The organism is Streptomyces sp. NPDC127177, from assembly GCF_042672475.1.
Lineage (GTDB): Bacteria > Actinomycetota > Actinomycetes > Streptomycetales > Streptomycetaceae > Streptomyces.
In genome coordinates this window covers 90,675-115,294 of the sequence record NZ_JBHXUW010000017.1, presented here as the reverse complement: position 1 = coordinate 115,294, position 24,620 = coordinate 90,675, and the positions used below count along the sequence as shown (strand labels likewise).

The following is a 24,620-nucleotide window of genomic DNA, read 5'->3' as shown; positions in this document are numbered from 1 at the left end:
TTCCCTACGATGGCGCGGTGACGAGTACAGCGCCCGAAGCCCGGCAGGGCCAAGACGCCGGGGATCAGCACGGCCCGGAGCCGACTTCCTGGCAGCAGCGGCTTCGCCGCTTCGGTCATTCCCCCCGGCCCGGGACCGGGCTGCGGGAACGGCTGGTTCCGCCGTACACCCGCCCCGGGAGCCGGCTGTGGGCGGTGCTCGGAGTGCCTCCGGTGTTCGCGGACCGGCTGCTGCGCTGGTCGGCCTGGGGCGGTCCGCTGCTGGTCGCGGTGGTCGCCGGGGTGCTGCGGTTCTGGAACCTGGGCAGCCCGCACGCGGTGATATTCGATGAGACGTACTACGCCAAGGACTCCTGGGCGCTGATCAACCAGGGGTACGAGGGGGCGTGGCCCAAGGACGTCGACAAGCTGATCCTCAGCGATCCGTCCCGGGTGAAGATCCCTACCGACCCGGGCTACGTGGTGCACCCGCCGGTCGGCAAGTGGATCATCGGGATCGGTGAGCAGATCTTCGGCTTCACGCCGTTCGGCTGGCGGTTCATGGTCGCGGTGCTCGGCACGCTCTCGGTGCTGATGCTGTGCCGGATCGGCCGCAGGCTCTTCCGCTCGACGTTCCTGGGCTGCCTGGCGGGCGGCCTGCTCGCGGTGGACGGGCTGCACTTCGTGATGAGCCGCACCGCGCTGCTCGACCTGGTGCTGATGTTCTTCGTGCTGGCCGCGTTCGGCTGTCTGCTGATCGACCGGGACTGGGCGCGGCGCCGGCTCGCCGCCGCGCTGCCGGTCGACGCGGAGGGCGTACTGCGGCCGGACAACTGGGTCGCGGAGAATCTGCGGCTCGGCTGGCGACCGTGGCGGATCGCGGCCGGACTCTCGTTGGGGCTCGCCTTCGCCACCAAGTGGAACGGGCTGTACATCCTGGTCGCGTTCGGCCTGATGACGGTCCTGTGGGACGTGGGCACACGGCGCACGGCGGGTGCGGTTCGGCCGTACGCGGCGGTACTGAGGCGCGACCTGGTCCCGGCGTTCGTCTCCACGGTGCCGGTGGCGATCCTCACCTACGTCGCGTCCTGGACCGGCTGGATCATCCACAACTCCCCCACCCGGCACGGCTACTACCGGGACTGGGCGGCCACCGACGGCAAGGGCGGCAGCTGGACCTGGCTGCCGGACTGGCTGCGCAGCCTGTGGCACTACGAGAACCAGGTCTACGAATTCCATGTGAACCTGACGTCCGGTCACACCTACCAGTCCAATCCGTGGAGCTGGATCGTGCTGGGCCGGCCGGTCTCGTACTTCTACGAGGAGCAGAACGGCTGCGCCGCGTCGGAGACCGGCAAGTGCGCCCGCGAGGTGCTGGCCATCGGAACGCCGCTGCTGTGGTGGGCCTCGTGCTTCGCGCTGCTGTACGTCCTGTGGCGCTGGATCTTCCGCCGCGACTGGCGCGCGGGCGCGATCGCCTGCGGGGTGGCGGCGGGCTGGGTGCCGTGGTTCCTTTACCAGGAACGCACCATCTTCCTTTTCTACGCGGTGGTGTTCGTGCCGTTCCTGTGCCTCGCGGTGACCATGATGATCGGCGCGATGCTGGGGCCGGCGGCCGGTACCGGCACCCGCAACGAATTGGATCTGCCGTCCAACGATCCCTCGGGTGAACGACGCAGGACACTGGGGGCGGTCGCGGCGGGCGTACTGGTCCTGCTGATTGTCTGGAACTTCATCTATTTCTGGCCCCTGTACACGGGGACCTCGATTCCGGAGAACTCCTGGCGCGACCGCATGTGGCTGGATACCTGGATCTGAGTACTGCCTGGCGGACCGTGGCCGGGGGCGCGGCATTCGAACCGGGATCACGCGAAGAGGGGCACATCCGTCGCTGTGCCCCTCTTCGCATGTCCCCGGGGTCCGGAAAGTCCGGTGGCCCTCCGAAGATCTGATCGATAGCCTGACAACCGGCCCTGGAATCGGCGCTGTTGAGGGGAACGAATGAGCACGCACGCCGGCGGAAACCCTCCGCCGCCCCATCCCCCGGGCACTCCTCCCCCGCCGCCCCACCCTCCCGTTCCGCCGCGCAACGACCCGCCCCGGTGGGCGTGGTGGGTGGGCGGGATCGCCATCCCGTTGGTCGGCATCCTGGCGTCCCTGATCGTCAGCAACGACCACGACACCGCATCGGCTCCGGCCCCTGCCCCGACCGCCGCCGCCGCCGACAGCCCGCGGCCCAGGACCTCAGGCCCGGCCAGCCCGGTACAGGACTCCACCGAGAGCCCGAGCCCGACCGCCGACCCACCGTCCCCGAGCGCCGACCCGACGTCCCCGTCCGCGTCTCCCTCGGATGCCGACCTCACCTCGCCGGCCGGGTACGCGCCGGTGCGCACGGCCATGTGGGGGCTCGCGCCCGAGCGGTGCACCGTGCACGAACAGCAGGTCGTGGACCTCGACGACGGCGCGAGCCGCGTGGAGACCGAGCGCAGCGGCCTGGTGGAGGAACCGCGCGGGGCCGAGCTCGTCTACTGGCCCGACACCTGCTCCGGCATGAGCGACTACCTGCTGCGCGCGCTGCCCAACACCCGGGTGGGGATCCTGCGGGCCGACATGCCGAAGTCCTTCGACTCCTGCAAGGCGGCTTCCGGGACCGGTCTGGGGAGCCTCGCGCTCGCCCAGGACGACGTCCGCGAGGAGCGGGGGTTCGTCGAAGGCGCGGCCCTGTGTTCCGTCACGGACCAGGGCGCCGTCTCCATGGCGCTGATCGACCACATCGCCGAGGGCGACAGATTCGACGTGTCCGTCAGCGGGGCGCTCTACGTGTGGCCGAAGGCGGACTGACCAGGCAGGCCCCCGCACCCCCGCATCGCATTCCGGTAACAACCGGCTCCGCTGTCACTCCCGGCCCGTAAACTTTCCGTCAGAGCCTCCTTGAACACGTTCAAGGAGGCCTCCTGGGGAGGGGGACTGCAGGAATGCGCAGTGGGGCGAAGGTAGGCATAGTCGGCGGGGCGTTCGCGCTCGTGCTCGGCGGGGTCGGGTACGGGGCCTACAACATCCTGGACGGGCTCGGCGACAGCGGTGTCGGGGGCGGCACGGACACCCGGACGACCTCGGAGGAGGTGCGTACCGGTCCGGTCACCGAGCAGGAGATAGCCGACACGTCGAAGAAGTTCCTCGCGGCGTGGGCGAAGGGTGACGCGGAAACCGCGGCCCAGCTGACCAACAACAAGGTCGAGGCCGAACCGGCGCTGACCGGCTACAGCGATACGGCCCATGTCACCAACGCCGTGATCACACCGGGGGCGGCGACCGGTTCGAGGGTTCCGTACACGGTCAAGGCGACCGTCTCCTACAAGGGGACGACGAAGCCCTGGTCGTACGCGTCCGAACTGACCGTGGTCCGCGGACTGACCACCGGCCACGCGCTCGTCGACTGGAAGCCGTCCGTCATCCACCCGGATCTGGCCAAGGGCGAATCGCTGGAGACGGGCGGGGCGGACACCGCCCCGATCGAGGCGGTCGACCGCAACGGACAGGTGCTCAGCAAGGAGAAGTACCCCTCGCTGGGCGCCGTCCTGGACGAGTTGCGCAAGAAGTACGGCGGGAAGACCGGTGGCACCGCGGGCATCGAGACCTGGATCAACAGCGCGAACGCGGACGGGGCGAACAAGACGCTGCTGACCCTGGTCAAGGGGAAGCCGGGCAAGCTCCGGACCACGCTGGACGCGAGGATCCAGGCGGCGGCCGAGCGCGGCGTGAAGAAGTACGCGCAGTCGTCCGTGGTCGCCGTCGAGCCGTCGACCGGCGCGATCCGGGCCATCGCCAACAACCGGGACGACGCGTTCGACGCGGCCCGGTTGGCCAAGGTGGCGCCCGGCTCGACGATGAAGATCGTGACGGCCGCGATGATCATCCAGAACGGTCTGGGCAGTGCGAACGGATCGGTCCAGTGCCCGTCATCGGTGCCGTGGGAGGGCGTGACCTTCAACAACCTGGACGGCTTCTCGATGACCGACGGCCCCACGTTGAAGCGGGCCTTCGCAAGGTCCTGCAACACCGCCTTCATCAAGCCCATACTCCCGCTGGGGGACAAGCGGGACCGGGCGCTGCGCGAGGAGGCCGGGCAGTACTTCGGGATCGGCCTCAACTGGCAGACCGGCATCACCTCCTGGGACGGCGAGGTGCCCGAGTCCGCGGGCGCGGAGACGGCCGCCTCGTTCATCGGCCAGGGCAAGATCCAGATGAACCCGCTGAACATGGCCTCCGTAACCGCCACCGCCGTCCACGGACAGTTCCTGCAGCCCTACATCGTCGCGAAGTCCCTGGACAACCGGACGTTCGCCGTCGCCAACCCGCTCCCGGGCGGGGTGTCGGCGCAGCTGAAGGAGATGCTGAACTACACGGCCACCGCCCAGGAGGGCACGGCCACCGAGGCCATGGCGCGCGTGGGCGGCGCCAAGGGCGCCAAGACCGGCTCGGCGGAGATCGACGGCCACGCCACGTCCGACAGCTGGTTCACCGGCTTCAGCAACGACCTGGCGGCGGCGGCCCTGGTCCAGTCCGGCGGTCACGGCGGGGCCGCGGCGGGTCCGGTCGTCGCGGAGGTCCTGCTCGCGGGACCGTGAGGAATGGGCAGCCCCCCGGTTCACCGTTCACCGTTCACCGTTCACCAAAGAAGTTGACGAACACCGTCCGGTTTCCGGATAGTCGTCCCGGTGGGCCGGGGCACGCCGGGACCGGTCCGGCCCTGGGAAGAGCGTCAGCGGTACGGGGGGAAGCACCATGAGCGCGGGCTCGGTACTGCTGCTGCTCGCACTGGCCGTCGCCGGCGCGGGCGGAATCGGCCGGCGGCTCCACCGCTACCCGGGAGGCCGGCGGTTCGCCTTCGGCGGCGAGCACTCCGCCGCGCGCCGCGACCTCGACACCGCGTGGGACGCCGTGCGCGGCCTGGAACGGGCCGCGCGCAAGGAGCTGTCCGGCGCACAGGCCGCCGCCCGGCGGGCCGAACGCAGCCGGCGCCGCCGGTTGAGCGCGGCCGAGGACGACGTCGCCCACCTGCGCGACCCGGGCCGCGGGCCGTACCTGGACGAGATCAACCACCTCTCGCTCTACCAGCACGTCCTCGTCGCGGACATCCCCGACGAGTGGCCCGGAGACCTTCCGCCGGACCGGATCTCCATCCGTTCCGATCACTCCCCTACGGCCTCCCACATCTATCTGACCGGCCCGGACGGGCGCCAGTACCCGGTGACCTACCCCACGCACGAGCTGGACGAGGAGTACGTCCCCAAGTTCGTCGTCGACGTGCGGAACGCCGTCGCCGCCGCCAGGACGTTCCAGCGGGACCGCCCCCGCCTCATCCGTGAGTCCGAGGCCGAACCGAGACGAATCCGGAACGACACCACCGGACGCTCCGAGGCGGGTCTCCGTCTCGACGCGGTCACCGCCCGCCAGGGCGGCGACCCCCGTATCCCCAGAGCCCGCCAGGATCTCGACGCCGCCCGTGCGCGCCGGCACGCGCTCACCGGCCGCCGCCCCCGCTGACCGGAACCAGGTACCACGTGACACCGCTCGTCGCCATAGCCGTCCTGACCGCCGCCTTCACGCACGCCGGCTGGAACGCGATCGCGCACGCGATCAAGGACCAGCTGATCTCCTTCACCCTGATCTCCGGCGGCGGGCTGCTGATCGGTGCGGCCGCGGCCCTCTTCGTCCCGTTCCCGGCCGCGGACGCCTGGCCCTACCTGTTCGTCTCCGCCGCCCTGCACGTGGCGTACATGCTGCTGCTGATGCGCTCGTTCAGCCTCGGCGACTTCGGCCAGATGTACCCGATCGCCCGCGGCACCGCCCCGCTCGTGGTCACCGTCCTCGCCGCGGTCTTCGTGGGTGAGCGCCCGGACGGCTGGGCCACGGCCGGCGTCGCGGTGGCATCGGCAGGACTGGTCGGGCTGGCCCTGTGGGGCATCCGCGGCTCCGGCAAACGCCCCCACTGGCCCGCGATCCTGGCCGCGCTCGCGACCGGTCTCGCCATCGCCGGCTACACGACGGTGGACGGCGTGGGCGTACGCGCCTCCGGCAGTTCACTCGGGTACATCGCCTGGCTGATGATCCTTGAGGGCGTCGCGATCCCCCTCTACGCCCTGTACCGCCGCCGCTCCGCCCTCGCCGGCGAGCTCCGCCCGTACGCGGTGCGCGGCCTGCTCGGCGCCGCCCTGTCGGTGACGGCCTACGGACTGGTCCTGTGGGCCCAGACGCGGGCGGCGCTGGCCCCGGTCGCGGCCCTGCGCGAGTCATCGATCATCGTCGGCGCGGCCATCGGCACGGTGTTCTTCAAGGAGCGGTTCGGCGCCCCGCGGGTCGCGGCGGCCGGACTGATGGTGGTCGGCATCGGACTGATGCTGCATACGAGTTGAGCACGCGACAGCGGCCCGTGCCAGAAGTGACCGCGCCGGGTCACCCGACGGATGACGACATGTTCCACGGCGTCCGCACCGTCATGGTCCTCGCCGAGGGCCCCGAGCGGTGCGCCCGTCGGCGGGCCGGGGTTCTCGGGACCGAGGCGCGCGTCGACACCGACAAAACCGCGGTCCAGGCGGTCTACGCATGGCTCGACGTGGCCGGCGTGGAGTTCGGATTCCATCCGCTCGACGAGGAGCGCAACAGACGCGGTGGCAGTCCGGTCCCGTGCTGGGCCGTCGACGACGTGGGCCGTGTCCGCGACCGGCTACCGGCCGCGGGCCGCACTCACCACCGCGGTCCGCTGAGGATCGCCCCCGGACCGGCGGATCTGCCGGGTGGTGGACCCGTTCGGCTGCACATCACGGACGTCCCCGAGGGCTCCGCCGTACGGCACTTGGCGACCGCCATCGGACTCGACGGCCCGTAGGGCGGTGCGAGTTTCATGGACTAGCCTGGCCCGCCATGGATGCCGAAAGCTGGCTGGCGGACACCCGGGCCTCCTACGACACCGTCGCCGCCGACTACGCGGACCAGGTGCGCGACCTCCTGGACCGGTCGCCCCACGAACGCGCCGCCCTGGCGCTCTTCGCCGACCTGGTGCGAACCGCCGGCGGCGGACCGGTAGCGGACGTGGGATGCGGGCCGGGAAGGATCACGGCCCACCTCAGTGGGCTGGGTGCGGACGCCTTCGGTATCGATCTCTCGCCCGCCATGATCGAGGTGGCCCGGCGCGACCACCCGGGGCTCCGGTTCGAGGTGGGCTCCATGACGGACCTCGACCTCGCCGACACGTCGGCGGCCGGCATCGTCGCCTGGTACTCGCTGATCCACGTACCCGACGACGAGATCGGCCCGGTGCTCGCGCACTTCCGGCGCGTACTGCGGCCCGGCGGCCTCCTGCTGCTCGGCTTCCACATCGGTGACGGATCGCGGCCGAAGACGCGGGGCTACGGGGGACACCCGATGAAGGTCCACGTCCATCTCCGCCGGCCCGGCCAAATGGCCGCACGGCTAGAAGAGGCCGGCTTCACGGTCGAGGCGCAGACGTCCCTCACCTCGGCCGAGAGCAGGCTCGGCGGAATCCTGTTCGCGCGCCGCGCGGCCGCGATATCCGCGGTGAGATGATCCCCGTCGGCGCACGGACCGGCAGAACGGACTCGGGGGAGCGAATGAGCGCGAACGGATGGCCGGGGAACGAGGGGCGCACCGAGCGCATCGGGCCGTACGCCATCGAGCGCAAGATCGGCGAGGGCGGCATGGGAACCGTCTACCTGGCCCGCTCGCGCGGTGGGCGTGCCGTCGCCGTGAAGGTCGCGCGGGGCGAACTCGCCGCCGACCCCGGCTTCCGCGCCCGGTTCCGGGCCGAGGTGACCGCGGCGCGCGCCGTCGGCGGCTTCCATACGGCGCCCGTCGTGGACGCGGACCCCGACGCGAACCCGCCCTGGCTGGCGACGGCGTACATCAAGGGGCCGACACTCGCCGAATGCATCCGGTCCCAAGGCCCCATGGACACACCGGGACTGAAGGCGCTCGGCGCGGCGCTCGCCGAGGCGCTGGCGGCCATCCACCGTTGCGGTCTGGTCCACCGCGATCTGAAGCCCGGCAACATCATCATGGCCGAGGACGGGCCCCGCGTACTCGACTTCGGGATCGCGCGGGCGGTTGAGCTCACCCGCCTGACGGCGACGGGCCACGCCTTCGGTACGCCGGGCTTCCTCGCGCCCGAGCAGGCGATGGGCGAGGACGTCACGGGAGCGGCGGACGTGTTCGCGCTGGGTGTGGTCCTCGTGGCGGCGGCGGGTGGCAGCGCGTTCGGGGGAGGTACGCCGATGGGGCTGATGTTTCGGTCGGTGCACGAACCGCCCGACCTGAGCGCCGTCCCGCCGGCGATGCGCGGGCTGGTCGCCTCCTGCCTGGCCAAGGAGCCGCACCTACGCCCCGGACCGGACCAACTCCTGGACCGGCTGGAGGAGTTGCCGGACAGCGGGGCGCCGACGTCGTATCCCCTCGCGCCCCCGCTCCCGTCCGGGCCGCCACCCTCCCCCGTCCACTCCCACCCACCCACGGCCGTCGCCACCCGGGCAGCCGCTCGCCCCGGCCCGGATGACGCCCGCGACGGCGATGCGTTCATCGCCGCGGACGGGGACTCCAGCGTCGTGGTCGACGCCGACGGGGTGGTGCTGATCCTCTACGGGCGCGGGCTGCCGCTCGACCAGATGGAGAACGACGAGGACCTCGGTGTGACTGACGATGAGATCGAGCTCTCCTGGCCGGAAATCGCCGGCGTCGTCCACCGCATCACCCACCGGACCCGGCTGCACATCACCGTCCACCTGCGCGACGGCTCGACGGTGGAGAGCGAGATCAAGGCCCGCCGCGCCGCCCGCGCCCGGGAGTGGCACCGCGACCTGGCCGATGCGATCGCCCGCATGCAGGGCTGACGTCCACGGCCGGAGCATCGCCCTCGGTAACAGGTAACACGTGCATGCTGCACACGAGTCGGCACCTCCGCGAGTCTCCTCGCAGGTCACCCGGGTCCACCGCCACCGGCTCGACGCACCGCGCCAACTCCGCCTGCAACGGCCATCGTTAACCAACTATTGACACGCTCTTGTCAGGAGCGGAACACTCCGGAGACGGGAGAGCGCTCTCCCATCCGTCCTCATGCATCCCCCACCCACGCAGCAGGAGGTCTCCATGCCACGGAGGTCGAGAACACTCACCGGACTGCTCTTGTTCACCTCGCTGACCCTGACCACGGCCGGGATCGCCGGGATAGCCGCGACCGCGAACGCCTCCACGGAGACGACGGCCGCGGCGGCGGGCACGCATGCCGAGCACGCCGCGTACTCCATGCCCGGCATGCCCGGCATGGAGGCTTCCACCAAGGCTTCGGGCGACGACCCGGACGGCGATGGCTACATCATGGCCGACCCGCCGGTCACCGGGGTCACCCCGTCGACGGAGGTGCCGCCGCAGGCGTACTTCCACGAGTTCCAGGCCAAGTGCGCACCCACGCACACCGCTCCGGACGACCCGATCGTCTACCCGGGGCAGCCCGGCAAGTCCCATGACCACACGTTCATGGGCAACACCACGACGAACGCCAACACCACCACCGCCTCGCTGGAGGCGGGCGACACCACCTGCCTGGCCCCCGGCGACAAGTCCGGCTACTGGATGCCGAGCCTGTTCAACGGGGACGACAAGGTCCTCCCCGACGGCGTCCAGACCATCTACTACAAGTCGGGTGTCACGGACTACCGCAGCGTCCGGCCCTTCCCCAGGGGACTGCGGTACGTGGTCGGCAGCCCGATGCAGAGCGAGGACGAGTTCAAGAACCTCAAGGGCACCGTCGAGGGCTGGGAGTGCGGCGAGCAGTTCAAGAACTACGACTTCCCGGCCACCTGCCCGACCAGCCGCGACACCCAGCTCAACCTGCGCCTCCAGGCGCCCAGTTGCTGGGACGGCATCCACCTGGACACGCCCGACCACAAGAGCCACATGGCGTACCCGGAGGCCTCGGGCAACAACTACAACAGCTGCCCGGCCGACCACCCCGTCGCGCTGCCGATGATCGAGTTCAAGATGGCCTGGCCGGTCAACGGTGACATGTCCCAGGTGAAGCTGGCGAGCGGTGCCGGCTTCTCGTTCCACTACGACTTCATGAACGGCTGGGACGCCGCCACGCTCGACGCGATGGTCACCCACTGCGTCAAGGGCGGCCTGCAGTGCGACCCGCACGGCTACGACGAGAACCACCCGGAAGCGGGCCCCGTGCTCGACGAGAACTACGAACTGCCGTAGCCCGCGCCGCCACCCCGACCGGGGCTTTTTTTCGGCCCCGGCCGGAGAGCGCTCTCCAAGATCGCGCCCTCCACCACCCGTTGCGCCCGCCCCTCCCCAGCCGACCCACCCGCAAGGAGAGTGACATGCACCATCCCCCCACCCGCTCGGCCAAACGCCTCGTGGCCCCGTTCGCGGCGGCGGCCCTGCTGACCGGTGCCCTGGTGGCCGTCCAGGCGCCGGCCGCGCAGGCGGCCGGCAGCGTCGTCAAGGTCACCGGCTCGCAGGGCGACTGGCAGCTGACCGTGGACGGTTCGCCGTACACCGTCAAAGGCCTGACCTGGGGTCCGTCGGTCGCCGACGCCGGGAAGTACATGCCGGACGTGGCGTCCATGGGCGTCAACACCATCCGCACCTGGGGCACGGACGCCACCAGCAAACCGCTCTTCGACACGGCGGCGGCCAACGGCGTCAAGGTGATCGCCGGCTTCTGGCTCCAGCCGGGCGGCGGCCCCGGCAGCGGCGGCTGTGTGAACTACCTGACGGACACCCAGTACAAGAACGACATGCTCGCCGAGTTCCCCAAGTGGGTCGACACCTACAAGGACAACCCGGGCGTACTGATGTGGAACGTCGGCAACGAGTCCACGCTCGGCCTCCAGAACTGTTACGGCGGTGACGAGCTGGAGGCCCAGCGCAACGCGTACACCACCTTCGTGAACGACATCGCGAAGAAGATCCACGAGGTCGACCCCAACCACCCGGTCACCTCGACCGACGCCTGGACGGGGGCCTGGCCGTACTACAAGAAGAACGCCCCGGACCTCGACCTGTACGCCGTCAACGCCTACAACGCGGTGTGCAACATCAAGTCCGACTGGGAGCAGGGAGGTTACGACAAGCCCTACATCGTCACCGAGACCGGCCCGGCCGGCGAGTGGGAGGTGGACGACGACGCCAACGGCGTCCCCACCGAGCCGACCGATGTCGCCAAGGGCGAGGGCTACACCAAGGCGTGGGACTGCATCACCGGCCACACCGGCGTCGCGCTCGGCGCCACGATGTTCCACTACGGCGTCGAGGACGACTTCGGCGGCGTCTGGTTCAACCTGCTGCCCGGCGGCGAGAAGCGGCTCTCGTACTACGCCGTGAAGAAGGCGTACGGGGGCGACACCGCGGGCGACAACACCCCGCCGGTGATCACGGACATGACGGTGGACGACGCCACCGCCGGTGTCCCCACCGGGGGTGACGTGCGGATCAGCACCCACACCAGCGATCCGGACGGCGACGCGGTCAAATACCAGGTCCTGTTCAGCAGCAACTACATCGACGAGAACAAGGCGCTCGTGCCCGCCGAGACCACGGACAACGGCGACGGCACCCTGACCGCGAAGGCTCCGAGCAAGACCGGCGTCTACAAGGTCTATGTGAAGGCCACGGACGGCAAGGGCAACGCGGGCATCGAGACCAAGTCCATCAAGGTGATCCCGCCGAAGGTGGACGGCACCAACGTCTCCCAGGGCAAGACCGCCACGGCGTCCTCGTTCCAGACCGACCCCACCGGCGGCTGCCCGTGCGGTGCGGACAACGCGGTGGACGGCAAGTTCGACACCCGCTGGGCCAGCGACTGGAGCGACCCGCAGTGGCTCCAGGTCGACCTCGGCGCCTCGACGAGCTTCAAGCACGTGCAGCTCGCCTGGGACCCGGCGTACGGCAAGGCCTACGACATCCAGACGTCCGATGACGGGCAGAGCTGGACGACGGTGAAGTCGGTGACCGACGGCAACGGCGACATCGACGACATCGACGTCAACGGCACGGGCCGCTACGTGCGGATCAACGGCACGGCCCGCGGCTCCGGCTACGGCTACTCGCTCTACGAGTTCGGCGTCTACAGCTGACAGGAGGCCGGCACTCATGATGATCACTCACCTCGACCGGGCCAGGCCCTATGTGCTCAGCCTGTTCCGCATCGTCATCGGGTTGCTGTTCACCTGCCACGGGGTCGCCTCGCTGTTCGGCGTCCTCGGCGGCGCACCGGTCCCGGCGGGCACCTGGCCGGGCTGGTACGCCGCTGTCATCCAGCTGGCCGGGGGCACGCTCGTGCTCCTCGGCCTGGGTACGAGAACGGCCGCTCTGGTGGGCTCCGGCTCCATGGCCTTCGCGTACTTCGACGTGCACCAGCAGCGGGGTCTGCTGCCGATGGAGAACGGCGGCGAGGCGGCGGTGTTCTTCTGCTGGACGCTGCTGCTGATCGCCTTCTCGGGTCCGGGCGCGCTGGCCGCTGACCGGATGTTCACCTCCCGCGGAGCCACCCGGGAGGGCGTGGAGGCCCAGCAGGAGCAGCACTTGGGGGTGCCCGCCTGAGGGGGCGGGCACCCTGCGCACCGGCCTCCCGGGACTGTCCCCGGGAGGCCGGTGCGGTGCTGTGTGCCGTGCTGTGTGCCGTCGGGGACTCAGCGGGTGCTGGTGCCGGAGCGGGGTGAGCGTTCGCGGCGGCCCGGAGGCCCCGGCTACTCCTTGGTGAGTGCCTGCAGGAAGCCCGTGTTCACCGCGGTCAGCCCGCCGTCCACGCACAGCGTGGTCCCGGTGACCCAGGCCGCGTCCCGGGAGGCGAGGAAGGCCACGGCGGCCGCGATGTCGTCCGGCTCGCCGACCCGGCCGAGCGGGTAGAGCCCACTGACCCGGGAGAGTTCGGCCTCGCGCCCGGTCCAGGCGTCGGTGCGGATCGTGCCGGGCGTGACCAGGTTGACCCGCACCCCGCGCGGTCCGGCGTGGCCGGCGAGCGTACGGGTGAGGCTGGTCAGGCCCGCCTTGGCGGCGCTGTAGGCGTGGTTGCCGAAGGACTGTTCGCCGTTGACCGAGCCGATGGTGACGATCGCGCCCCGGCCGGACTCCACCAGATGCGGCAGCGCTGCCCGCGCGCACCGGTAGGCGCCGCTGAGAGTGACGTCGAGGTCCAACTGCCAGGCCGCGTCCGGTTCTTCCTCGAAGAGCGGGGCGTCGGGTGTGCACGAGTACGCGTTGTTCACCAGTACGTCGAGACCGCCGAAGACCGAGACGGCGTGGGCCACCGCCGCCTCGACCGCCGCCCGGTCCGTCACGTCGCAGGCCAGCGCCTGCGCCCTGCCGCCGCTCTCCGCCAGCCTCGCCGCGACCCGCCCGGCCCGTTCCGGGTCCAGGTCGGTGACCAGGACCTGGGCGCCCTCGGCCGCCAGCCGGCGGGCCGTGGCGGCGCCGATGCCCTGGCCCGCGCCGGTGATGAGAACGCTGTATCCGTCGAATCGCGAGAGAGCGGCAGAAGTCATAGCGCCGACCGTACTGCGCGGACCAGTGCCTGGGCACGGGGGTCGGCGGTGACTCCCTTCTGCAGTCCGTTGGTCACATAGCCGAGCGCGATGCCCGATTCGGGGTCGGCGAAGCCGAGCGATCCGCCTCGGCCGGGGTGGCCGAAGGAGCCCGGCGAGAGCAGCGGGGACGCGGGTCCGTGCAGCATGTAGCCGAGCCCGAAACGGGTGTTGACGACCAGCACCCGGTCGGGTCCCGCGGACTCCTCGGTGCGGGCCAGGGTGAGGGTGGCCGGGGCGAACAGCCGGTGGCCGTCGACCGGCCCGATCATCGCGGCGTAGCAGCGGGCCAGGCCCCGGGCGGTGGCGGTGCCGTTGGAGGCGGGGAGTTCGGCGGACCGGTAGCCGGGGTCGTTCTCGTCGGGGAACGGGTCGATGGCCCCGAACGCCCGGCGGGTCAGCGAGTCCGGGTCGCGGTAGGCGTCCACGACCGAGCGCTTGGGGCGCATCCGCAGCGCGCCCGTGCCGTCCGCCGCGGGGGCCTCGACCGGGCCGATCCGGCCCACCCGGTGGGCCTCGTCCGCCGGGATGCCGAACCAGAAGTCCAGGCCGAGCGGGCGGGCGATCTCCTCGGCGACCCAGCGGCCGACGGTGCGTCCGGTGACGCGTCGCACCAGTTCGCCGACGAGCCAGCTGTAGGTCTGGGCGTGGTACCCGTGTTCGGTGCCGGGCTCCCACTGGGGCCGTTGGGCGGCGACCGCCCGCGGCCCGCTCACCCCGTCGGCCGCTTCCTCCGGGGTCAGCGTCCGGTCCAGGGCCGGCACCCCGGCGCGGTGGGCGAGGAGATCGCGGACGAGCACCCGCTCCTTGCCGTTGGCCTTGAACTCCGGCCAGTACGTGCCGACGGGGGCGTGCAGGTCGATCTGGCCGCGCTGGTGCAGCAGCAGCGGGACGGCGGCGGCGATGCCCTTGCCCGCGGAACGTACGACCTGCACGGTGTCGACGGCCCACGGTTCGACGCCGTCGACGTCTCTGGTCCCGGCCCACAGGTCGACGACCTTGCGCCCGTGCCGGTAGACGGTGACCGCTGCCCCGCGGTCGCCGCGCTGCTCGAAGTTCCGGATGAAAGCATCCCGAACCGGTTCGAATCCGGGCGCCACCGTGCCCCGTACGTCCACGCCTGTTCCCGCGCTCCCGCTCATCCCCCCATGGTGCATTGCTTCGCAGGTCGCAGGTGGGGCGGGTGAGGTAGTTACCTCATGTTCACCGTCACGGAGCGCGGGTCGAAGCCGAACGGGAGCTCCAGCCGGTGGGCGCGCATCAGTTCCTCGTCGCAGAGGAGGTCCTGGGTGCGGTCGTCGGCGGCGATGACCCCGTCGCTGAGGATGACGGCCCGGCCGCACAGCTCCAGGGCGTACGGCAGATCGTGCGTGACCATCAGCACGGTGACGTCCAGGGAGCGCAGGATGTCGGCCAGTTCGCGGCGGGAGGCCGGGTCCAGGTTGGAGGAGGGCTCGTCGAGGACGAGGATCTCCGGCCGCATCGCGAGGACCGTGGCGACGGCGACGCGGCGGCGCTGCCCGAAGGAGAGGTGGTGCGGCGGCCGGTTGACGAACTCCTCCATGCCGACCTGCTTGAGCGCTTCGGTGACCCGCTCCTCCAGTTCGGCGCCGCGCAGTCCACCCGACGCGGGCCCGAAGGCGACGTCCTCACGGACGGTGGGCATGAAGAGCTGGTCGTCGGGGTCCTGGAAGACGATGCCGACGCGGCGGCGGATCTCGGCGAGATTGCGCTTCTCGACCGGGAGTCCGGCGACCCGGACGGTGCCGGCGCCCGCGTCGAGGATGCCGTTGAGGTGCAGGACGAGGGTGGTCTTGCCGGCCCCGTTCGGGCCGAGCAGGGCGACGCGCTCGCCGTGCGCGACGGTCAGGTCGACGCCGAAGAGCGCCTGGTGGCCGTCGGGGTAGGCGTAGGCGAGTCCGCTGACCTCGAGGGAGGGCGGCGTGGGGGCGGCGGAGGGCTGGCTCATACGGTCCATCCCAGCAGACACACGACGAGGGCGAGCAGGGGGAGTGCCGAGGCGTACGCCCACTGGGTGCGCGAGGCCGTCACCTCGTCGATGACCGGCATGGTGCCGGTGTAGCCACGGCTGACCATGGCGAGGTGGACGCGTTCGCCGCGCTCGTAGGACCGGATGAACAGGGCGCCCGCCGATTTGGCCAGCACGCCCCACTGCCGTACCCCGCGCGCCTCGAATCCGCGCGAGCGGCGGGCGATGGACATCCGGCGCATCTCGTCGGTGATCACATCGCCGTACCGGATCATGAAGGAGGCGATCTGGACGAGCAGCGGCGGCAGTCTGAGCCGTTGCAGACCGAGCAGCAGCGAGCGCAGTTCGGTGGTGGAGGCGAGGAGTACGGATGCGGCTACGCCGAGGGTGCCCTTGGCCAGCACGTTCCAGGCGCCCCAGAGTCCGGGGACGCTGACGGAGAGACCGAGCACATGGGTCTGTTCGCCGGGCACGACGAACGGCATGAGCAGTGCGAACGCGACGAACGGCACCTCGATCAGCAGCCGTTTGAGCAGGAAGCCGGCCGGGATGCGGGCCAGTACGGTGACGCCCGCGATGAGCAGCGCGTACAGCCCGAAGGCCCACACCGCCTCGCGCGGGGTGGTGACGACGACCACGACGAAGCAGAAGACGGCGGCGAGCTTGCAGTGCGGCGGCAGGTCGTGGACCGGTGAGTGCCCGTGCCGGTAGAGCTTGTGGGCGTGCCCCGCGCCCATCAGACCTTCTCGTCGGTGCGGGAGTCGCTGTCCGCCCGCTCGTCCTGCGCACGGCGGCGGCGGGTGACGACGTAGAAGGCGCCGCTGCCGACGACGAGGGTGGCGCCGACGCCGATCACTCCGGCCAGTCCGCCGGACATCCGGGCGTCGGAGATGTCCTTGACGCCGTAGTCGGCGAGCGGGGAGTCCTTGGCGGCGTGCTCCTCGGCCTTCTTGTCGATGCCCTGGTCGGTGGCGACCTTCTCCAGACCGTCCGGATTGGCGGAGGCGTAGAAGGAGACGAAGCCGGCGAGTACGAGCGCGGTGACCAGGCCGGTGGCCCACAGGCCCCGGTTGGACCGGTGGGCCGGGGCCGGGGCGGCGGGTTCCCGGGTGGGTGCGTCGACGAGTTCGCCGTCGATACGGAGCTTGAGCGGGGCGGTGAGACCGCGGGCGCCGTGGACCAGGTCGGGGCGCACCGCGATGACGGCGCCGACGGTCAGCGCGGTGATCACGGCCTCACCGACGCCGATCAGGACGTGCACCCCGACCATCGCGGTGAAGACCTTGCCGATGGGGATGTCGGTGGTGCCGCCGATCCAGTACATCAGCGTGAAGGCGCAGGCCGCGGCCGGTACCGAGATCAGCGCGGCGACGAAGGACGCGACGGTCATGGAACGGCGGGTGCGCGGCAGCAGGCCGACGAGTCCGCGGAAGAGGGCGTAGGCGACGACGGTGGTCACGATGCCCATGTCGAGGATGTTCACGCCGAGCGCGGTCAGCCCGCCGTCGGCGAACAGGATGCCCTGCATCAGCAGGACGACGGATATGCAGAGGATCCCGGTGTAGGGCCCGACGAGGATCGCGGCCAGCGCCCCGCCCAGCAGATGGCCGCTGGTACCGGCGGCGACCGGGAAGTTCAGCATCTGCACGGCGAAGATGAAGGCGGCGACCAGCCCGGCCAGCGGCGCGGTCCGCTCATCCAGCTCCCGGCGGGCCCCCTTCAGACTGACGGCCACGGCACCGGCGGCCACGACTCCGGCTACGGCGGAGACGGGTGCATTGATGAATCCGTCGGGTACATGCATGGGGGAGGCTCCGCTTCCTGCGTTCCTGCGTTGCTGCGCGGGGTCGTGAACCTCTCAATAATAGAGCCTTGTTGCGAACCGTTCGCAAGAGCGCCTCTGTCACAACTGCCCAAGGTTCTCACAGTGCTCTTTACGTAAAATATGGGACATTGGAGGACAAAGAGATACGCATAGGAGGAGCCGGCCCCATGTCCCCCGTGATCACAGAACATGCCCGAGCCCGGCTCGTCACCGACGCCCGCGACCTGCCCACGGTCCCGGTCGAGCTGCGTTACGACACCGCCGACGACCCGCACACGATCCACATCGCCTTCCCTGGCGGGACGGAGTGGGCCCTCGAACGGGAGCGGCTGGAGCGCGGGCTGCGCGCCCCCGTCACCCAGGGCGGCTTCCGGATCTGGCCGTGCGGCCGGGCCCAGCTGGTCGTCGAGCTCCATTCCGCCACCGGTGTCGAGGTGGTGCAGTTCGACAGCGCCCCCCTGATCCGCTTCCTGCGGCGCACCCACACCGAGGCCAGGGCCGAGACCGCCCGCGCCTGACCCCGGCATGGCGGGAGCCCCCGTGCACGATGTGCACGGGGGCTCCCGTCGCCCCGGTCCCCCGTCCCCACAGGTAACCGGCGCTTCCGGGGCCGCGCTCCGCTCAGACGCGGCCCCGGAGGTCAGCGGCTCTCGGAGACGGCTCAGACGCGGGTCAGCTCACGCTCACCGCCGGCGTCCGGGCCGGCGCTTCCGTCGGCGGAGGCGCCGAGCTCCTTGCGCAGCCCCTCGCCCTCCACGTCCACGTTGGGCAGCGCCCGGTCCAGCCAGCGCGGCAGCCACCACGCGCGCTTGCCGAGCAGTGCGAGGACCGCGGGCACGATGGCCATCCGCACGACGAACGCGTCGAAGAAGACGGCGATGGCGAGCGAGAAGCCGATCATCTTGATCATCGACTCGCTGGAGCCGATGAAGCCGGAGAAGACCGCCATCATGATCACGGCCGCCGCCGTGACCACCCGGGCACCGTGCCTGAAGCCGGTGACGATGGCCTGGCCGGGCTTCTCGCCGTGGACGTACGCCTCGCGCATCCGGGTGACGAGGAAGACCTCGTAGTCCATCGCGAGACCGAAGACGACACCCACCATGAAGATCGGCATCATCGACATGATCGGACCGGTCTGCTCGACCCCGAAGAGCGAGCCGAGCCAGCCCCACTGGAAGACCGCGACGACCGCGCCCAGGGCCGCGACGACCGAGAGCAGGAAGCCGAGCGCCGCCTTCAGCGGCACCAGCACCGACCGGAAGACCACCATCAGCAGCAGGAAGGCGAGGCCGACGACGAGCGCCAGGTACGGCAGCAGCGCGTCGTTCATCTTCTGCGAGAAGTCGATGTTCATCGCGGTGGAACCGGTGACCAGGACCTCGGCGCCGGTGTCGGACTTGATGTCCTTGCCCGCGTCACGGATGGCGTGGACCACGTTCTCCGTCTCGACGGAGCTCGGCCGGTCCTTCGGGACGACGGTGATCATCGCCGCGTCGCCGGCCTTGTTGAAGGTGGCCGGGGTGACGGCGACGACGCCCTTCATGCCGGAGATCTCGTCGCCGACCTGCTTGGCGGCGGTCTTGCCGTCGGAGCTGTTCGCGGTGTCGACGACCACCATCAGCGGCCCGTTGAACCCGGGGCCGAATCCGTCCGACAGCAGGTCGTAGGCGCGGCGCTGGGTGGTGCTGGTGGGCTGGGAGCCGTCGTCCGGCAGGCCCATCTCCAACGAGGCGGCCGGAATGGCGATGGCACCGAGGCCGAGGACACCGACGAGCAGCACCCACACCGGCTTGCGCAGCACGAACCGCGCCCAGCGGGTGCCCATGTTCGGCTTGGCGTCGGGCCGGTTCTCCGCCTCGGCGGCCTTGCGCGCCTTGCGCCCCATGACCCGCTTGCCCGCGAAGCCCATCATGGCCGGGACGAGGGTGAGGGCGATGAGGACGGCGATCGCGACCGTGCCGGCCGCGGCGAAGCCCATCTTCGACAGCATCGGGATGTTCACGACGGCCAGGCCGACCAGGGCGATGACCACGGTGAGCCCGGCGAAGACGACCGCGGAGCCCGCCGTGCCGACCGCCCGTCCGGCCGCTTCCTCGCGCTCCCGGCCCTCGGCCAGTTCGGCGCGGTAGCGGGAGACGATGAAGAGCGCGTAGTCGATGCCGACGGCGAGGCCGATCATCATGGCGAGGGTCGAGGTGGTGGAGCCCAGGTCCAGCACGTTGGCCAGCGCCGTGATCGTCGAGACGCCGATACCGACCCCGATCAGGGCGGTGAGCAGTGGCAGCCCCGCCGCGATCAGCGAGCCGAAGGTGATGACGAGCACCACAGCGGCCAGCGCGATACCGATGACCTCGGTGGCACCGGTCTCCGGCATCACCTGGAGCGCGTCACCGCCGATCTCCACGGTCATGCCGCTCTTCTGCGCCGCCTCGCCCGCGTCCTCCAGGGCGTCCCGGGTGGCGTCGGTCAGCTCCATCGAGTTGACCTTGTAGGTGACCGAGATGTACGCGGTCGAGCCGTTCTTGGAGACCGCCTTGCCCGCGTACGGGTCGACGACCGAGGCGATCTGGTCCGAGCCGGACTTCAGCTGACCGGTGATCTTTTTGACGTCGGCCTTGTTGGCCGGGTCCGTCATCTTCTCGTTCTCGGGGGCCTTGAAGACGATCCGAGCGGTCGCGCCGTCGGCGCTGGCCGCGGGGAATCGCTGTTCCAGCAGGTCGAAGGCCTTCTGGGCCTCCGTACCCGGGATCGAGAAGGAGCTGGAGGTGGCGGTGGACGCGGAGGCCGCGCCGAAACCGGCGAGCGCCAGCAGAGCCACCCAGATCAGGGCGACATAGCGGCGGCGCCGGAAGGCGAGCCGTCCGAGCTTGTAGAGGAATGTGGCCACGGAGGCGTACTCCCGGTCAGGTCGAGTGGAAAAGGGCGTGAGGAACCAGCCCGACGACGAGAGCGGCGTGTCAGGTGGGGCTTGGGGAGAGGGCCGTGCGGGGTGCCGTGGGGACGGCGGTCAGACTCCGAGAGCGGGGAGGATCACGGAGTCGACGTAGTCGAGAAGGAACGCCTGATCGACGGCGCGGTCCTCGACCAGTTGCCGGGCGGCGACAGCGCCGATCAGCATGTGCGGTACGTACTTCAGCGCCGGTTGGTCCGGACGCAGCTCACCCCGGTCCACCGCCCGGCGCAGCAGCAGGTCGAGACCGGTCATTTCCGGTTCGATCAGCAGTTCGCGCAGGGCCTGGAGGAGATCGGGATTGTCGTGGACGGCATGGCTCAGACCCCGCATCAGCGCGGCGTCCTTCTCCATCTGACAGTCGTCACTGCGGCTCAGGACGGCGTGGAAGTCGCCCCGCAGCGAGCCGGTGTCGACCTCGCCGAGCGTCACGGGCTTGTTGTGCCGCAGAGCCGTGACGACGAGCTCGGGCTTGCTCCCCCACTGGCGGTAGAGGGTCGCCTTGCTGGAACGGGTGCGCGCGGCGACGGCGTCCATGGTCAGGGCGTCGTAGCCGACCTCGCGGAGCAGGTCGAGCACGGCGGCGTACAGCTCGCTCTCACGCTCGGGCGTGAGCCGTGTGCGTGCCATGGGTCGACCTCCTGTTCCTGAGCTCGTGCGGTGCGTACGTCGCTCGCTCGAATGCCGGCCGATTACCAGCCGACCGAACGAAACTGTTTCGTACACATCGACCGTACCCCGAGCACCCAGCGAAACGGAATCGTTTCGCTTGTGTTCCGCACCACAAGTTGCCGCGGCCCTCTCGCGCGGAAAGCATTGGGGGGTGAGTGACGACGTCTCGTATCTCCGGTTCCCGCACCTCCACGAGGATCTGCTCTGCTTCGCCGCGGAGGACGATCTCTGGGTCGCCCCCCTCACACCCGAGGGCGACCGGCCCGGACGCGCCTGGCGGGTGACCGTCGACCGCACCAGAGTCAGCCATCCACGCTTCTCCCCCGACGGGACCCGGATCGCGTACACGACCTGGCGCAGCCTGGATCCCGAGATCCATCTCGCCCCCGTCTCCGGCGGCCCGGCCCGCCGGCTCACCTATTGGGGCTCGACGGACGCCCGCGTCTGCGGCTGGACCCCCGGCACCGGGGACACCGCGCAGATCCTCGCCGTGTCCTCGCACCGCCAGCCGTTCTCGTACTTCTCCTGGGCCTACAGCGTGCCCACGGACGGCAGCCCCGGCGGCCGGCTGCCCTGGGGCCCGGTCTCCGACATCGCCGTCGCGGAGACCGACGGCGAGCGCCGCACCCTGCTGCTCACCGGAAAGCCGCCGCACGAGCCGGCCGCCTGGAAGCGGTACCGGGGCGGCGCTACCGGGCGCCTGTGGCTGCACGGCGAACGGCTGCTGCCGGACATCGGCGGCCATCTGGACTCGCCCATGTTCGTCGGCGGCCGGATCGCCTTCCTCTCCGACCACGAGGGCGTCGGCAACCTCTACTCCTGCCTGCCGGACGGCAGCGATCTGCGCCGCCACAGCGACCACGACGCGTTCTACGCCCGGCATGCCTCCAGCGACGGGCGACGCGTCGTCTACCAGTGCGCGGGCGAGCTGTGGCTGGCCGACGACCTGGAGTCGCCGGACGCGGTCCCCCGCAGGCTGGAGGTACGGCTCGGCGGGCCGCGGGCCGGCCGGCGCACCTACCAGGTGCCGGCGTCCAGCCATGTCGACGCGCTCTCCGTGGACGAGACGGGCCGGGCCAGCGCCGTTTCGGTACGCGGCAGCCTGTACTGGCTCACCCACCGCGACGGGCCCGCCCGCACCATCGCCGACACCCCCGGCGTACGGGTCCGGCTGCCGGAGATGCTCGGCAGCGGCGGTCAGGTGGCATACGTGACGGACGCGGACGGCGAGGACGCGATCGAGATCGCCTACCTGCCGCGCGCCAGCGGCGACCGCGCCCCGCGCCGGCTCGCCTCCGGCCGGCTCGGCCGCGTCCAGGAGCTGATCGCCGGCCCGGACGGCGACATCCTCGCCATGGCCTCGCACGACGGCCGGCTGCTCCTCCTGGACACCGACGAGGACGCCGACGGCGAACCCGTCGAGCTGATCCGCTCCGTCAACGGGCCCGTCCGCGATCTGGCGTTCTCCCCGGACGGGGCCTGGATCACCTGGTCGCACCCCGGAATCGGCCGCTCGCTGCGCCAGATCAAACTCGCCCGGATCATGGGTGCCGGCTCCCCCGTGGTCGTCGACGTGACCAACGGCCGCTTCGAGGACGAGAACCCCGTCTTCACCGGTGACGGCCGCTACCTGGCGTTCCTCTCCTGGCGCGGCTTCGACCCGGTGTACGACGTGCACACCGGCGACCTCTCCTTCCCGCTCGGTTGCCGCCCGTACCTGGTCCCGCTCTCCTCGGCGACCCCTTCCCCCTTCGCGCTCTCGCCCGACGGCCGGCCGGCCGCGGGCGGCCTCGACCCGGTGGACTCCGCCGAGGCGGGCGTTGCCGAAGGGTCCACGGTCACCGTCGAGTTCGAGGGTCTGGAGAGCCGGGTCACGCCCTTCCCGGTCTCGGCCTCCAAGTACTCGGCGCTGTACCCGGTCAGCGGCGGCGGCCTCGTCTGGCTGCGGTGGCCGATCTCCGGCGCGCTCGGTGAGACGTTCGCCAACCCGGCGGACATGTCGGGCCGGCCGACCCTGGAGCACTTCAGCATCGCCAAGGCGAAGAAGACCGAACTCGTCGACCACCTCGACTGGTTCGCCGTCAGCGGCGACGCCTCACGGCTGGTCGTCATGGACGACGGCGAACTGCGCGCCGTCCCCGCCACCGAACCCGGCGACAACGACTCCACGGTCTACCTCGACCTGCGCCGCATCCTGCACGACGTCGACCCGGCGGCGGAGTGGCGGGGCGCGTTCGACGAGGCGGGCCGCATCATCCGCTCCTACTTCTGGGAGCCGGACATGTGCGGCATCGACTGGCCCGCGATCCTCGACCAGTACCGCCCGCTCGTCGAACGGGTCGCCACCCCCGACGAGTTCGCCGACCTCCTGCGCGAGGTCCTGGGCGAACTGGGCACCTCGCACGCGTACGTCTCCCCCGCCCGCCGCAACGAGGGGCCGCCGCACTACCAGCGGGCGATGGGCCTGCTCGGCGTGAACTTCGTCTGCCGGGAAGGCGACTGGACCATCCAGCGCATCCTGCCCGGCGACTCGTCGGACTCCAAGGCCCGCTCCCCGCTGGCGGGTACGGGCATCCGGGAGGGTGCGGTCCTCACCCATGTGGACGGGCGCCCCGTCGACCCGGTCGCCGGCCCCTACCCGCTGCTCGCGGCGGCGGGCGGCACCACGGTGGAACTGACCTTCACCCCCGCCGGGGCCGAGGGACTGTCCCGTCGCGTGGCCATCGTCCCCCTGGTCGACGAACGCCCGCTGCGCTACCAGGACTGGGTCGCCAAACGCCGCGAGGTCGTACGGGAGGTGAGCGGCGGCCGCTGCGGCTACCTCCACATCCCGGACATGGGCGGCTCCGGCTGGGCCCAGTTCAACCGGGACCTGCGCCTGGAGGTCTCCCGCCCGGCCCTGATCGTGGACGTACGCGGCAACGCGGGCGGCCACATCAGCGAACTCGTCGTCGAGAAACTCACCCGCACGATCCTCGGCTGGGACCTCACCCGGGACGCCCAGCCGGTCAGTTACGCCTCCAACGCCCCCCGGGGCCCGGTCGTCGCGCTCGCCGACGAGGCGACGTCCTCCGACGGCGACATGATCACCGCCGCGTTCCGCCTGCTGGACCTCGGCCCGGTCGTCGGCCAGCGCACCTGGGGCGGCGTGGTCGGCATGACCGGCCGCCACCGGCTGGGCGACGGCACCGTGATCACGGTCCCGATGAACGCCGCGTGGTTCGACACCTACGGCTGGTCGGTGGAGAACCACGGTGTCGAACCGGACCTGGAGGCCCTGCGCACCCCCCTCGACTGGGCGGAGGGCCGCCACGCGGTACTCGACGACGCGGTGCGGGTCGCCCTGAACCTGCTGGCCGCCCACCCCCCGGCGACCCCGCCGAGCTACGACACGGCCCCCAACCTCAAGCGGCCCCCGCTGCCCCCGCGTTAGGACCTGGGCGGCGCCGCGCGCGAGCCGCGCCACCGGCGGAGGCCGCCCGCGCCCTGCGCGGGCCGCCGTGCGTCCGGGGGCAACCATTCCCGTCACCCGATGGTCGTATCCGACGCCATCCGCGTACCGGGTGGGCATCGTCGGCTCCGCCCCGGGACATCGCCGGGGCGC

General features: G+C 71.0%; 20 protein-coding genes. 13 read left to right on the top strand and 7 right to left on the bottom strand.

Annotation, left to right across the window (positions count from 1 at the left end):
* Nucleotides 1–17: 17 nt before the first annotated feature.
* The 11 genes from ACFVJX_RS13525 (at nucleotide 18) to ACFVJX_RS13475 (ending at nucleotide 12,596) form a co-directional block, all read left to right on the top strand.
* Entirely contained in the window at nucleotides 18–1,796 is a 1,779-nt protein-coding gene (locus ACFVJX_RS13525; protein WP_384126991.1) for a dolichyl-phosphate-mannose--protein mannosyltransferase, read from the top strand.
* A gap of 297 nt (nucleotides 1,797–2,093) precedes the next feature.
* Nucleotides 2,094–2,819, top strand: coding sequence for a hypothetical protein (locus tag ACFVJX_RS13520; protein WP_384126993.1), 726 nt, complete (start codon nucleotides 2,094–2,096; stop codon nucleotides 2,817–2,819).
* Between the two features lie 134 nt (nucleotides 2,820–2,953).
* Nucleotides 2,954–4,606: a penicillin-binding transpeptidase domain-containing protein gene (locus ACFVJX_RS13515; RefSeq protein ID WP_384126994.1), complete on the top strand. Its 1,653-nt coding sequence runs from the start codon at nucleotides 2,954–2,956 to the stop codon at nucleotides 4,604–4,606.
* A gap of 157 nt (nucleotides 4,607–4,763) precedes the next feature.
* Nucleotides 4,764–5,525: a hypothetical protein gene (locus ACFVJX_RS13510; RefSeq protein ID WP_384126995.1), complete on the top strand. Its 762-nt coding sequence runs from the start codon at nucleotides 4,764–4,766 to the stop codon at nucleotides 5,523–5,525.
* 17 nt (nucleotides 5,526–5,542) lie between these two features.
* Nucleotides 5,543–6,394, top strand: a complete 852-nt coding sequence (locus tag ACFVJX_RS13505; RefSeq protein ID WP_384126996.1) for an EamA family transporter — start codon at nucleotides 5,543–5,545, stop codon at nucleotides 6,392–6,394.
* Nucleotides 6,395–6,453: 59 nt separating this feature from the next.
* Complete coding sequence (locus tag ACFVJX_RS13500) at nucleotides 6,454–6,867, top strand: VOC family protein (protein WP_384126998.1); 414 nt, start codon at nucleotides 6,454–6,456, stop codon at nucleotides 6,865–6,867.
* Between the two features lie 35 nt (nucleotides 6,868–6,902).
* A complete protein-coding gene (locus ACFVJX_RS13495; RefSeq protein WP_384126999.1) occupies nucleotides 6,903–7,565 on the top strand; it encodes a class I SAM-dependent methyltransferase in 663 nt (220 codons plus the stop codon).
* Nucleotides 7,566–7,609: 44 nt separating this feature from the next.
* Nucleotides 7,610–8,881 (top strand): serine/threonine-protein kinase, encoded by a 1,272-nt coding sequence (locus ACFVJX_RS13490; RefSeq protein WP_384127000.1) that lies wholly within the window; start codon nucleotides 7,610–7,612, stop codon nucleotides 8,879–8,881.
* A gap of 256 nt (nucleotides 8,882–9,137) precedes the next feature.
* Nucleotides 9,138–10,247 (top strand): DUF1996 domain-containing protein, encoded by a 1,110-nt coding sequence (locus tag ACFVJX_RS13485; protein ID WP_384127002.1) that lies wholly within the window; start codon nucleotides 9,138–9,140, stop codon nucleotides 10,245–10,247.
* A 125-nt stretch (nucleotides 10,248–10,372) separates the two neighbouring features.
* The gene (locus ACFVJX_RS13480) at nucleotides 10,373–12,130 is read left to right on the top strand and encodes a discoidin domain-containing protein (RefSeq protein ID WP_384127003.1); all 1,758 of its coding nucleotides are present in this window, start codon (nucleotides 10,373–10,375) and stop codon (nucleotides 12,128–12,130) included.
* Between the two features lie 19 nt (nucleotides 12,131–12,149).
* The gene (locus ACFVJX_RS13475; RefSeq protein WP_384127114.1) at nucleotides 12,150–12,596 is read left to right on the top strand and encodes a DoxX family protein; all 447 of its coding nucleotides are present in this window, start codon (nucleotides 12,150–12,152) and stop codon (nucleotides 12,594–12,596) included.
* Nucleotides 12,597–12,742: 146 nt separating this feature from the next.
* Here ACFVJX_RS13475 and ACFVJX_RS13470 read toward each other — a convergent pair whose 3' ends face one another.
* The 5 genes from ACFVJX_RS13470 to ACFVJX_RS13450 form a co-directional block, all read right to left on the bottom strand.
* Nucleotides 12,743–13,537 carry an SDR family NAD(P)-dependent oxidoreductase gene (locus tag ACFVJX_RS13470; protein WP_384127004.1) on the bottom strand — a complete coding sequence of 265 codons (795 nt, stop codon included), beginning with the start codon at nucleotides 13,535–13,537 and terminating at the stop codon, nucleotides 12,743–12,745.
* Nucleotides 13,534–14,694 carry a serine hydrolase domain-containing protein gene (locus ACFVJX_RS13465; protein WP_384127115.1) on the bottom strand — a complete coding sequence of 387 codons (1,161 nt, stop codon included), beginning with the start codon at nucleotides 14,692–14,694 and terminating at the stop codon, nucleotides 13,534–13,536. The genes ACFVJX_RS13470 and ACFVJX_RS13465 overlap by 4 nt, the downstream gene beginning before the upstream one ends.
* Nucleotides 14,695–14,768: 74 nt before the next feature.
* Nucleotides 14,769–15,545, bottom strand: coding sequence for an energy-coupling factor ABC transporter ATP-binding protein (locus tag ACFVJX_RS13460; RefSeq protein WP_384127005.1), 777 nt, complete (start codon nucleotides 15,543–15,545; stop codon nucleotides 14,769–14,771).
* A complete protein-coding gene (gene cbiQ, locus ACFVJX_RS13455) occupies nucleotides 15,542–16,303 on the bottom strand; it encodes a cobalt ECF transporter T component CbiQ (RefSeq protein ID WP_123525533.1) in 762 nt (253 codons plus the stop codon). Before cbiQ ends, ACFVJX_RS13460 begins: the two co-directional genes overlap by 4 nt.
* Nucleotides 16,303–17,370, bottom strand: coding sequence for an energy-coupling factor ABC transporter permease (locus ACFVJX_RS13450; RefSeq protein WP_384127007.1), 1,068 nt, complete (start codon nucleotides 17,368–17,370; stop codon nucleotides 16,303–16,305). Before ACFVJX_RS13450 ends, cbiQ begins: the two co-directional genes overlap by 1 nt.
* A gap of 188 nt (nucleotides 17,371–17,558) precedes the next feature.
* Between ACFVJX_RS13450 and ACFVJX_RS13445 the strand changes: the two genes are divergently transcribed.
* On the top strand, nucleotides 17,559–17,909 hold the full coding sequence (locus tag ACFVJX_RS13445; protein WP_384127008.1) for an SsgA family sporulation/cell division regulator: 351 nt from the start codon (nucleotides 17,559–17,561) through the stop codon (nucleotides 17,907–17,909).
* A 143-nt stretch (nucleotides 17,910–18,052) separates the two neighbouring features.
* Here the strand turns inward: ACFVJX_RS13445 and ACFVJX_RS13440 are convergent, their stop codons facing one another.
* Complete coding sequence (locus ACFVJX_RS13440) at nucleotides 18,053–20,281, bottom strand: MMPL family transporter (RefSeq protein WP_384127009.1); 2,229 nt, start codon at nucleotides 20,279–20,281, stop codon at nucleotides 18,053–18,055.
* 120 nt (nucleotides 20,282–20,401) lie between these two features.
* Nucleotides 20,402–20,974 (bottom strand): TetR/AcrR family transcriptional regulator, encoded by a 573-nt coding sequence (locus ACFVJX_RS13435; RefSeq protein ID WP_384127011.1) that lies wholly within the window; start codon nucleotides 20,972–20,974, stop codon nucleotides 20,402–20,404.
* 193 nt (nucleotides 20,975–21,167) lie between these two features.
* Between ACFVJX_RS13435 and ACFVJX_RS13430 the strand changes: the two genes are divergently transcribed.
* On the top strand, nucleotides 21,168–24,449 hold the full coding sequence (locus tag ACFVJX_RS13430; protein ID WP_384127012.1) for a S41 family peptidase: 3,282 nt from the start codon (nucleotides 21,168–21,170) through the stop codon (nucleotides 24,447–24,449).
* Nucleotides 24,450–24,620: the final 171 nt, after the last annotated feature.